The following is an 11,859-nucleotide window of genomic DNA, read 5'->3' on the forward strand; positions in this document are numbered from 1 at the left end:
TTGAGCTGGTGTGCAGCGACACGCCGACGTTCAGCGCGGCGTCTCCGACGACGGCGCCTTCTGCCAGTCGCGCGACGACGGGGCGATGACCCAGGTCCTGAATTGCTCGCCCCGCAACGCAAGATTCACGCCATAGGCCACCGCAAGGGCGACGAAGACGGCCTCATAGCCCGAGCTTATGACAGGAATGCGGAAGCGCGCGGCGAGCAGGCAGAGGAGCCCGCCGAGGGCCACGATGACAAAGGCGGCCGCAAGGCCGAAGAGGCTGGCAACAAGCGCCGCGAAGCTCAACGCGAAGCCGACCAGAAAATAGCCGGCAAACCAGCGGATTAGCTTGTGCGAGACGTATTTGTAAAGCGTCAGGCGATCGAGTTTGCGGATCTGCGGCCAGAGCAGGAGATGGCAGTTGAAGACGTGGCAGCCGATCCGCACGCGGCGGCGCAGTTCGTCGCGGCGCACCGTCGCGGCATGCTCATAGGCGACGAAATCCGGGACCGCGATGTTGCGCGCGCCCTTCACCAGAACCATGATCGCCGTGTAGAGATCGTCGGTCAGGTTGGGCGGAACGGGTGTGAACAGGCTGCGGCGCATCGCGAACATGGTCCCGTCCGTGTAGACGACCGAGCCGGTATCGGTCTCCAGACGCTTGATCATCTCCTCGAAGCCGCGATAGGCCGTGCTGACCTCTGCGGTCATGCTGGCGTCGCCGTTCAGGAAATGTAGGCGGCCGGTGACCATGCCGACGTCGGGGTCCAGGAAGTAGCGTGCCAGGTTGGCCGCAGAGGCGGGGTCGGCCATCACATTGGCGTCGGTGAAGATGACGATGTCGGCTTCGGTCATCGACAGCAGCAGATTCATGCCGGCAGTCTTGCCGACCTGCTTATCGCCGATGACGGCCCGTATGGGGGCCGGGCATGTACGCAGATATTCCGAGGTGCCGTCGCTCGAGCCGTCGCTGTAGAACAGGATCTCGCAATCGCCGAGCACCTCACGCACGGCCAGCGCGTTCGCGACCTTCCGCTCGATCACGGCGATCTCGTTATAGGCGCAACAGACGATAGCGAAGCGCGTTGGCGCCGGTTGGGTGGCCAGAAGGCGCGCCGGGCCGCGAACGCGCCGGATCAGGCGCAGCGACAAGGGGTAGAACGTGTAGGGATGAACGATCGCCAGGGCGAAGACGCATGCCAACAGCGCGAAAGTCGTCGTCATACGGTCTCCCCGCGGAATGGGATGGCGGGACGCAGCGGGCCGTCTCCTGCAGCGTGAGGATGGGGGAAGGCGATCATTGCTTGACACCCGAACGCTCGCGGAGCGCACCTTCCGCGGAGCGCCCCGTGAGGCGGTGAAGCAGTGTACGCAAGCCGAGCCGCCGCAACAGGTGCTTGGCGGCGAATTTCGGCGCAGCGGCGGCAAAAGCCCGCCAGGCCTCGCCGACGCTGGTCTTGCGGGCCACGAACTGATGCGCCTCGCCGAAGCGCTTGGTGGCGAAGCCCGACCGGCGCAACAGCGCTAGGACATGGTGTGGATAGCGCCCGATCTCCGTATCGCCCCAGGCATGGAGTTCGATGACGAGCGCGCAGCCCGGCTGCGCGAGATGGGCGGCAGCACCCATCAAGGTCCGGTACTCGAAGCCCTCGACGTCGATCTTGAGGACCGTGCCGGGCTCTGGCGGCAGCAGCCGATCGAGCGGCCGCACCGGCACATCGATCGTCCGGGCGCCCGTGACGGCGTAGTCGCTCAGGGTGAAGGAGCCGAGCGTGTCCTCCAGGCCCAGCGTAAAGGGCAGGCTCGCCTCGCGATCGCCCGCAGCGCAGGCCAGGACGCGAACCCGGTTTCTGCCGGTCTGCGGCCAGGATGAAATGGCCTGTTCAAGATCGCGCGCCAGATCGGGATTGGCTTCGATCGCGATGATCTCGCCGTCTTTCAGCAAGGCGTTGGCGACATAGGAATAGAGGCCGCGATTGGCGCCGACGTCGATGAAGCGGCGCGCGCCGCGGAGCACCTCCGGCAGGCGGCGGAGCTGCTCGTCTTCGTAGTCGGGCGTGAAACCGAACCGGTCACGCGCTTCCGCCAGGACGGCGTCGATCGAGAGGGAGGCCGGAGCGGCGGCGCCCGTGACGGCATTATTCATTTCGGCGCTCCGAAGACTTTCCTGAACATGGCAGACGACCGGGGATAGCGCCCGCCTTCGGACAGTTCCGCGTCATAAGTTGGGGAGGGGTCGTCCCAATAGTTCTGATAGAGCGGCTTCACCTCTGCGATCCAGCCCGCCATCTGCTGCACGAAATGGGGGTTGTCGCCCGAGCCGTGCCCGTCGGGACGCTGGCCAACGCCCCATTCGCTATAGGCCATGGGCTTGCCATGCGCCTTAGCGAAGTCGCGATGCCAGGCGAGGCCAAAGGGCTGGTCGCGGTAATAAGCCCAGCGCATGGTCGGGTCTCGCATATTGTCGGTCCAGATCTCGTCATAGACATCCATCCCGATGACATCGACATAGGCGTCGCCGGGATAGACTTTGGTCGGGTCAATCGCGTGGCGGCCGTGATTTGGCGTCCATTCGAATTTGAAGCGCTGGCCGGGGACGCCGCGCATCAGGATGACGATGCGCTGAAAATACTTGACGTAGCTCTCCGGATCCTTGTCGGCCCGCCACGGCATCCAGTTTCCATTGAATTCCCAACCGATGCGTATCACGGCATCGTGATAACCATTCGCGACGAGATGGAGCGCGGTGTCCGTGAAGACCTTGTCGTGCTTGCCGGCAACGCCATCCGCCAATTTGCCGGCATCCTTCATCGGCAGCATCGGCACCGACAGTGTCAGCGCGCGCCCGCTGCCCTTCCAGCAGGAGATCACCCAGGGGATGCTGCTCGTCAGATCGCTCCAGTCTCCGAACCAGTTCAATGCGTCGACGGTACGCTCGACCTTGCGACCGGCGAAGGCCTCGAAGCTTGCGATGCGGTCGCGTCCCTTGCAGCCGGGCCCGCGATAGACGCCGAATTCCGTCGCCGAAGCGTCGCCCCGCATGCCGGCCAAGGCCCAGCATGCGGCAAGCAACGACATTGTCGCCCGAGCCTGGCTGCGCCTCACGATGCGGCTGACGACGACGTCCACCACTCTATTTCCAGGCCTGCCCGCCGCAGGCATCGATATAGCGCAGTGCGGTGGGGCTGATCGGCTTGCGGCGGCCCGGGTGCCGGCGAACCCAGCTCACGAAGTCCCAGACCGCCTTGGCCACATTGATGCGGCCACGGTTCAGATAGGTCACATAGGCCGAATAAAGGGCCATGTTCATCGGGACATAGGGCAGCGGCAGGTATTTCCAGGTAATGATGAGCTTGTTGGTCAGCCGCATCTCCTCGACCTCGCGCTTGGGCTTGCGTCCGCCGGGGTCGTTGTGTTCGAAAACCCAGGCGCGCGGCTCGTACCAGATTTCGTAGCCGGCATCGACGACGCGGAAGGCGTAGTCGATCTCCTCGAGCCCGTAGAAATACTCGTCCGACATCGGGCCGACGGCTTCGTAGGCCTCCCGGCGCATGGCGAAGCCGTTGCCCTGGAAGCGGAAGGTCTTGAACGGCTGGTCCTTGGGAAGAGATTTGTCGGTATGCGGGAAGGAGGCGCGGGGCGTCTCGCCGGTATCGGCGTCGCGATGTCGCGCGGTGACGATCGCGACCTTGGGGTGCTCTGCGAAAGCCGCTTCGTAGACATCGAAGGCGCCGACGGGATTGAGGAAGGCATCGTCGTCGACGAAGACGATGAAGCGGCCCTCCGCGGCCTTCGCGCCGTCGTTGCGGGCCGGGACACCTTTGTTGCGGCCGAGCTTGACATAGGTCCAGCGCTCGAAGCCGGAGAGCCAGCCGGAGCGATCGACCTCGTCGGGATTGTTGTCGACCAGAACGAACTCGATGTCGCGCCGTTCGCCCGCCGCGGCTGCGACCTGCGCGACTGCGTTCGGCGCGATATGATCGCGCGCATAGGTTACCATCGACACGGAGAAGGTCGGCGCCGGCGCGCCGGCTGCGCGCGGGGATTTGCGGATCTCTTCCATGGCGGCGCTACACCTCGTCCTTCGCTGCTGCATCCGTGGTTTTCAAGGCTAGGCCGTTATGGCGGCGCAGGGCCAGCCAGGCGACCGTCCAGTAGACCGCTCCGACCGCCCCGGCGCTCAGCAGCGCGGCGGCGACAGCGCCGTCGAGCTGCCATCTGGCGATCAGGATGACCGAGATGCCGACCCTGAATGCAGTCGTCGACAACTGCATGGCGGTCTGGAAGCCGGCGCGATCCGAAGCGAGAAAAAGCTCGGACCCGATCTCGGCGAAGGACCGCAGCAGCGGCAGCGCCGCGATCAGCGGAAGGATATGGCCCAGCGTCGCGTATTTCGGGCCGAAGACCCAGACGACGAGCGGTGTCGCCACCACCACGCCGACCCAGGCGGCGATTCCGAACAACAGGATCAGCGGAACGATGCCCGCGACGATCTTCAAAACGGCAACCGAGCCGCCGGAGCCGGCCCTGTACATACGCGCTTGAAGGGTCTGCTTGAGTGCGCGTGTTGGCGCATAAAGCCCGTCCATCAGGCGTGCTGCGACGGCGTAGACGCCGACATCGGCCGGGGTCGCGAAGAAGGCCAGGATGAGCTTGTCGCTTTCGACCTGCACGGCGGCGTTGAACGAGGTCAGAGCGAAGCTCGCGCCCCCAAGCAGGTCGAAGGGGCGCAGGAAAAGCCGCAGTCGCCCGGCTTGGCCGAGTGTGTAAGCCAGGGCGCACAGCATCGAGACGAAGGTCGAGACCAGATAGGCGATGGCGAAAGCGAAGAGCGGATGCACTGGCGCCACCGAGATGACGATCAACGCCGCGACGAGCCGGCCGAGCGGAATGAACATGCCGACGAGCGCGGCGCGGAACTGCTGGCCCCGACCGATGAAGACCTGCTGGCAGTTCATCGCGATGCGCCAGGAGACGAGTTCGGAGAAGCCGATGCAGAGGGCAAGCCAGATCGGCATCGGACCCGGCGAGACAGCGAACATAATCGCAATCGTGATTGCGCCGACGAGCGGGCTGACGGCGAGTGTCCAGGCGATCGACTGCCCTAGGAAATCCCCCGCTTTCTCTGGTTGACGCGCGGTCAGGCGCAGGACCAGCCCGCCAGCGCCGAAGCCCGACAGCGCCATCATGATCGTGCCCACCGAGGCGCAGAGCATCAGGTAGCCGAAATCCGATGGCTCGAGGGTGCGGGCGGCGACTATGGTATAGACCAGCTGCAGCACCGACGGGCCGAGCAGGCCGACAAACGCCCAGATCGTGCCGACGATGTCGTCCTTGCCGGCGCGCTTGAGAAGCCGCAGCATGAAGCCTACCACGCCGGCCGGACGAGCGCGGCGCGCGACGTCACGCGGCGAGCCTCATGCTCTTCGCCCATTCGACGCTGAGCGCGATGCCTTCGTCGACCGAGACCTGCGGCAGATAGCCGAAGGACGCCGCCTTCTCCATCGAGTAGGTCACGTCCATCGCGTAGCGCTGCATGTCGTCGTCATTGGGCTTGAGCTTCAGGTCCTCTTCCGTCTTCTTCATCAGCGCCTTGAGGCGCGGGCTGCGGTTGGAGGCTTCGACGAGCAGATTGCGGTGGTTGGCGAGCAGATACTTGCCGACGGCGCGCACAGGCCGGCGCACCACCACCTGCAGCCCGAGATTGGACGAGGGCGCGGCGAGCGGCGGATGGCCAAGCGCGGCGTTGAAGCGCTCGAGATAAGAGTTCCAGGTGCAGATCTCGGGGCCGTTGCCGTTGAAGACCTGGTAGGGGCCGACGTCGTTCTCGATCAGGAAGCGGGTCTGGCGCACGAGATCGCCGACATAGACGAGATTGCACTTGCCTTCGCCCAGCGCACCCAGCGCACGCCATTTGCCGGAGGCGAAGCGGGTGATGTAGGGCGTCGTCCAGAGATCGGAGAACGGCCCGTAGACCAATGTCGGCCGGATGATCGAGATGGCGAGGTTCTCGTCCGCGAACTCCTTGCACATCGCCTCGGCCTGGCGCTTGCCTTCGCCGTAGATGCTGACGGGCGCTGTGGGCGGTGTATCCTCGGTGACGATGCCGGTGGCCTCGCCATAGGTCGCGACCGAGCTCATGAAGATCATCTTCTTCACGCCGGCAGCCTTGACGCGCTCCAGCAGCAGCCGCGTGCCGTTCAGCGTGACCGTGTTGTCATTGCCCTTGGCGCGGGCGCAATGGACGACGATGTCGACGCCCTTGAGCGCCGCATCGAGCGAATCCTTGTTCATGATGTCGCAGCGGACGATGTCCATCGGGAAGCGGGCGATGCGCGCGGCGCTCGACCAGCGGCTGATGCCGGCCTTGACCTCGGCCCAGCCGCCGAGATGGAAGGCTTCCGCGATCCAGCCGCCAATGAAGCCGCCGGCTCCCGTGATGAGGACGACAGGCTTTTTCACGCCACCCACTCCTTGTAATAGCGTGGCATCTGCTCGACGGCGTTCTCGTAGATCGCGTCGATCGCAGCCAGGGCGGGAACAACGCTCTCGGCCTCGATCAGCAGCTTCTCCTTGCCCTCGATCGCGGCCAGAAAATTGCCGACGAAGCGACGGGCATGATCGACGCGGCTGGTGCTGCCGGGCGCCGCGATACGGTTCCAGGAACCGCCCTGCGGCTTGAACTCGATCGAATCCACATCGGCCGTCTTGCCGCGGATCGACCCCTTGGTGCCCTCGATCAAGTAGCCGTTCTTCAGCTTCTCAAGGAAGCTGATCGCGATATCGACCCTGGCGGTGGAGGTCGCGAGCTGCGCGGTGACCATGGCTTCGGGGCCGCCATAGCCATCGACCGTGGCCGCCTTCACGGAGAGCTCCTCGCCGAGCCACCAGGCGATCATGTCGAGGACGTGCACGCCGATGTCGAGCAGCGCACCGCGCGGACGCCCCTTCGGCCAGGGGCGGCGGAAATTGAAGCCGGACTGCGTCGGCCAGTCGAAGCGGTGGCCCTCTTCCCAGGTCAGCGACGTCACGGTGCCGAGCTTGCCGCTCGCGATATAGTCCTTCGCCAACAGATAGGAAGGCCCGAAGCGGCGCAACTGGTTGACGGTCAGTTTGCAGTTGTGCCCGGCGGCGGTCGCGATCAGCCCGCGGGCCTCATCGGCGAATTCAGCCAGCGGCTTCTCGACGATGACGCTGACGCCGCGAGCGAGCAGCGGTGCCGTGGTGACGACATGGACATGGCTGGGCGTCGCGTTGATCGCGGCGGTGACGGCGGGCGGCAGCTCGTCGATACTGGAAACGCACTGGCCGGCCTCGAAGCCGTTTGCCGATGCGAGCTTGTTGCGGCGCTCGACGGAGGGCTCGACCAGCCAGACAGCCTTGCGCCAGACGGGATCGGCCGAGAGGACGGGGAAATAATAGGCTTCGGCGATCGCGCCGCAACCGATCACAGCCAGAGAGAAATCCTGCGCCATCCGCTCAGCCCGTCGTCAACCGCTTCATCCCGATGCCGGGTTTCGCAGGCCGAAGGATGCTCCCCCAACGTCGCCGCCCGGTCGATGGCGCCACTCTTAGCGACTCCATCTGTCGAGGCAAGTGCATTTGTGCGACGCACAAACCGTGCGCCGCCCTACCGAATTCTTACTGCGATGCACAAAATGCGCCCGGCGGGGTCGAGAGGCCATTTGCCACGGTAGGCAGGGAGCGGCGCGACGGGCGGTTTCCCATCAAATTCTAGCAAAATGCGCCCGCCAATCTTAAGCTCGATACCGCGTGATCGAAGCCGGGGACAGCTATCGGGACGAGATCGACGTTATGGCGCAAATTCAGGCAGGTGCAAGCATCATTTCCGCGACCGCTGCTACGAGCGGCGACAAGATCGTTGGCGGCGCCGGCGACGATATCCTTTATGGCGGGCGTTTCGCTCATGTGCTGACCGGCGGTGCGGGCCGCGACAGCTTAGTGCTGACGAAGGGCAACGGATCGGCCACAATCTCTGACTTCAATCCGGCCGCCCTGGAAACGCTCCGCCTCCAGGGATACGGCTTCGGCAGCCTCAAGGATGTGCTCGCCGCGGCGAAAGCAGTGGGGGCCGATCTCGTCGTCAATCTCGGCAGCGGTGAGACGCTGACCTTGAAGAATGTCTCGGCCTCGCAATTGACGGCCGCCAATCTCCGGCTCGACGTAGCGGAGCCGACCACCGCTGTTTCCAAATGGCTTTCCGCGTCCAAGAATGGCGTCACCGTCAACGGCTCGACCGGCAACGACCAACTCGCCAGCACCGAGACGACCTCGCACGCCACCCTCGCCGGCGGTCAAGGCGATGACGTCTATTACGCCTACGACATGAACACCAAGGTGGTCGAAACGGCGGGAGGCGGCAACGACACCGTCATCACCTACAGCGCCGATGGCTTCGTGCTGCCGGCGAATGTCGAAAATCTGGTCATGCGCGGCGACTGGCGCTCGTCCGCCATCGGCAACGACCTCGACAACACGATCACCGGCAACGCGCAGGACAATCTGATCATCGGCGGCAAGGGCAACGACATCCTGACCGGAGGCAGCGGCAACGACATTTTCGCCATCGGCAAGGGCGATGGCCAGGACTCGATCCTCGACTTCAAGACTGGTACCGGCGGCGACGTCCTGCGCCTCGATGGCTCCGTCTTCGGCAGCTTTGCCGAGGTCAAGGCGGCCATGACGCAGGTCGGGAAGGACGTCGTCCTGTCGCTCGGCAGCGGACAGACCGTCACCTTGCAGAACGTTACGCTGGCCCAGGTCGTTCCGGCGAACATCGCGCTGCCCATCAACACCAGTGCGATGGTCCAGACCTTCCGCGACGATTTCAAAAGCTTCGACCGGGTCGTGAATGGGCAGGGAACCTGGAGCACGACCTCAGAGGGCTCGTTCGACCAGGCCTATACGATGCCGGTCAACGACGAGCGGCAGATCTACACTGACGCCGATTTCAAGGGGCTCACCGGTGTCACGGGCCAGGAATCGCTGGGGCTCAACCCCTTCACGATCGTCGATGGCAATCTGATCATTACCGCCAGCCCGATCGATTCGTCCCTTTCGGCGCAGACCAAGGGCTATGACTTTTCGTCGGGATATATCTCGACCCAATCCAGTTTCGCCCAGACCTACGGCTATTTCGAGATCCGCGCCGAGCTTCCCGAAGGCAGGGGGGCATGGCCCGCCTTCTGGCTGCTGCCGGTGCAGCATGTCGCGGGGCCGGAGATCGATGTGATGGAAGCCTTCGGCGACAGGGCCGGAGAGGTGCATCACGGCGTGGTCTCGGCGAACGGTTCGCAGACCGATGGTAGCTGGGCGCGTGGACTCGGGCTGGATGACGGCGGGATGCATACCTATGGCGTCAAGTGGACGCCCTATGAGATCTCCTACTATGTCGACGGCAAGCTGACGATGACGTTTGCGACGCCGACCGACCTCAACAGCCCGGCCTATCTCATCGCTAATCTCGCCATGGGCGGGGCAAACAGCTGGCCGGGCGAGGCTGCCGGCGACCTGACCGCGCAGTTCAAAATCGACTATATCGCCGCCTACCAGATTTCCGAGTACACGCTCGCCGGGTACACGCTGAAGACCTCCGGAGCTTCGACCAATTACATCTCCGGCACGCTCGGCAATGACAATCTCGTCGGCACGGCGGGTAACGACACGCTCAACGGTCGCCTCGGGCTCGACACGTTGGCGGGTGGAGCGGGAGACGACACCTATATCGTCAACAACAGCGCGACCAAGGTCGTCGAGGCATTTGACGGCGGCATCGACACGGTCGTCGCCTCGACGAGCTACACGCTGTCCGACAATGTCGAAAATCTGACCGCAGTTGCGGGCACGGCCTGGTCCAAGCTGACCGGCAACGGCCAGGCGAACATTATCACAGGAAGCACTGGCACCAACATCATCACCGGTGGTGAGGGGAACGACATCCTGACCGGCGGGGGCGGTAGCGATGTCTTCGTCTTCAGTCGCGGCGACGGCTCCGACATCATCACGGATTTCAGGGCCGGCAAGGGCGCGGGCAACGTCATCCAACTCGAGGATTTCCGCTTCTCGACCTTCGAGGAGGTCAAGGCGGCGATGACGCAGGTCGGTGCCGATACCTATATCGCGCTCAACGAATTCGAGACACTGGTGCTGCGCAACACCAAGATCCAGGACTTCGTAGCCGAGAATTTCCGCCTCAACGCCGTCCCGGCCGAAAGCCAGGCTGTGACGCGATGGCTGCTCGGTTCGAGCGCCGGCGAGACGCTTTATGGCTCCTCGGCGAATGAGCGCTTCGAACCAGGTGGGGGGGCGGTCGCATTCCATGGCGGCAAAGGCGACGACAGCTACCTGATCACGGCCTCGGACCAGGTTGTTGTCGAGCGTGCCAATGAAGGCATCGACACGGTGCAGTCCTATGTCTCTTACGCACTCTCCGACAATGTCGAGAACCTGACCATGATGGCAGGCGGCGGGACTGGAGTCGGCAATGGGCTGGCCAACCGCATGATCGGCTCGAGCGGCGCCGACACGCTGAACGGCAAGGGCGGCAACGACTACATCACCGGCGGCGCCGGCAACGACGTATTCGTCTATGAGAAGGGCAGTGGCTTCGACTGGATCACCGACTTCCATGGCTCGCAGGCCGGGCTGGCCGAGCGCGACACGCTGCGCCTCGTCGGCTACGCGCCTGGTGCCTATCTCACCAATATCGGCGACGTCTGGACGGTCCATCATGACAGCGGCACGGACATCTTCCAGCTGGATGGCGTCACGAGCCTGAGCCAGGCCGATTTCGTGTTCGTGACGGACATTGTCTCGGCCAGCAACTCGGTTTCGGGCCAGATGGTCTGGACGAGTGACGTCAACACTACGCTCTATGGCGGCGCCGGCGACGACCGTCTCTTCGGCGGGGCAGGCGCAGACTCGCTTTATGGCGGCGCTGGCAATGACACCCTCTACGGCGGCGCGAGCGATGACCGGCTCTTCGGCCAGGACGGTGCGGATGTCCTATATGGCGAGGCGGGCAACGATACTCTCGATGGCGGTGCTGGAGATGACCAGCTCTTCGGACAGGATGGCAACGACACACTCTATGGCGGCGCGGGTGACGATTGGCTCTATGGCGGCGCCGGCGACGACAAGCTCTATGGCGGCGACGGCAAGGACGTTTTCTTCGGGGAGGATGGGAACGATACGCTCGATGGCGGGGCTGGCGACGATCAGCTCTTCGGCCAGAACGGGAACGACACGATCTATGGCGGTGAAGGTGGCGATTTCATCGACGGTGGAGCCGGTGATGACACACTCTACGGCCAGAACGGCAACGATACGATCTATGCTGGTGAAGGAGCCGATGTGATCGATGGCGGGGCTGGCAACGACGCGCTCTATGGCGGCGCGGGCGATGACCGCATCTCCGCCGGCATCGGCGACGACTGGATCTATGGCGGACCCGGCAACGACATCCTCAGCGGGGGTGATGGAGCGGATGTGTTCGTCTTCGAGCCGGCGATCAGCAATGGAATCGACACGATCAGCGACTTCAAGGCCGGTGCCGATCACCTTGCCTTCATGGGCAGCGAATACGGCTTCGCGACGCTGGCCCTCGGCGACAACCTCATCATCAGTTCCAAGGCCGTGGCGACGGGCTCCGGCCCCACGTTGCTCTACGACAAGACGACGGGTCTGCTGAGCTTCGACGCTGACGGCGCCGGAGGGGCGGATGCCTTCGGTATCGCAACCTTGTCGAACCGGCCGGTGCTGACCGAGCATGATTTTCTGCTGATCTGATCATTCTGCCGGTCTGATCACTCGGCCCGGCGTCAACGCCGGCAATCCCGCTACCAAGGATGTCTC

The 11,859-nt window shown here is 64.2% G+C and carries 8 protein-coding genes; 1 reads left to right on the forward strand and 7 read right to left on the reverse strand.

All coding sequences use genetic code 11. The features are described 5' to 3' along the window. Positions 1–30: 30 nt before the first annotated feature. The 7 genes from AC1RMY_RS03905 to AC1RMY_RS03935 all read right to left on the reverse strand — a co-directional run bounded on the left by AC1RMY_RS03905 (position 31) and on the right by AC1RMY_RS03935 (position 7,460). A complete protein-coding gene (locus tag AC1RMY_RS03905; protein ID WP_492862633.1) occupies positions 31–1,209 on the reverse strand; it encodes a glycosyltransferase in 1,179 nt (392 codons plus the stop codon). A gap of 73 nt (positions 1,210–1,282) precedes the next feature. Further along, complete coding sequence (locus AC1RMY_RS03910) at positions 1,283–2,131, reverse strand: FkbM family methyltransferase (RefSeq protein ID WP_492862634.1); 849 nt, start codon at positions 2,129–2,131, stop codon at positions 1,283–1,285. Then, positions 2,128–3,114 carry a glycoside hydrolase family 26 protein gene (locus AC1RMY_RS03915; protein ID WP_492862635.1) on the reverse strand — a complete coding sequence of 329 codons (987 nt, stop codon included), beginning with the start codon at positions 3,112–3,114 and terminating at the stop codon, positions 2,128–2,130. Before AC1RMY_RS03915 ends, AC1RMY_RS03910 begins: the two co-directional genes overlap by 4 nt. 4 nt (positions 3,115–3,118) lie before the next feature. Further along, the gene (locus tag AC1RMY_RS03920; protein WP_492862636.1) at positions 3,119–4,048 is read right to left on the reverse strand and encodes a glycosyltransferase family 2 protein; all 930 of its coding nucleotides are present in this window, start codon (positions 4,046–4,048) and stop codon (positions 3,119–3,121) included. Positions 4,049–4,055: 7 nt separating this feature from the next. Further along, on the reverse strand, positions 4,056–5,348 hold the full coding sequence (locus AC1RMY_RS03925) for a lipopolysaccharide biosynthesis protein (protein WP_492862637.1): 1,293 nt from the start codon (positions 5,346–5,348) through the stop codon (positions 4,056–4,058). 40 nt (positions 5,349–5,388) lie between these two features. Then, positions 5,389–6,447, reverse strand: coding sequence for an NAD-dependent epimerase/dehydratase family protein (locus tag AC1RMY_RS03930; protein WP_492862638.1), 1,059 nt, complete (start codon positions 6,445–6,447; stop codon positions 5,389–5,391). Next, the gene (locus tag AC1RMY_RS03935; protein ID WP_492862639.1) at positions 6,444–7,460 is read right to left on the reverse strand and encodes a Gfo/Idh/MocA family protein; all 1,017 of its coding nucleotides are present in this window, start codon (positions 7,458–7,460) and stop codon (positions 6,444–6,446) included. The genes AC1RMY_RS03930 and AC1RMY_RS03935 overlap by 4 nt, the downstream gene beginning before the upstream one ends. Before the next feature lie 298 nt (positions 7,461–7,758). Between AC1RMY_RS03935 and AC1RMY_RS03940 the strand changes: the two genes are divergently transcribed. Next, positions 7,759–11,793 carry a family 16 glycosylhydrolase gene (locus tag AC1RMY_RS03940; RefSeq protein ID WP_492862640.1) on the forward strand — a complete coding sequence of 1,345 codons (4,035 nt, stop codon included), beginning with the start codon at positions 7,759–7,761 and terminating at the stop codon, positions 11,791–11,793. Positions 11,794–11,859 lie beyond the last annotated feature (66 nt).

Source organism: Allobosea sp. GW822-FHT03F07 (assembly GCF_058801345.1).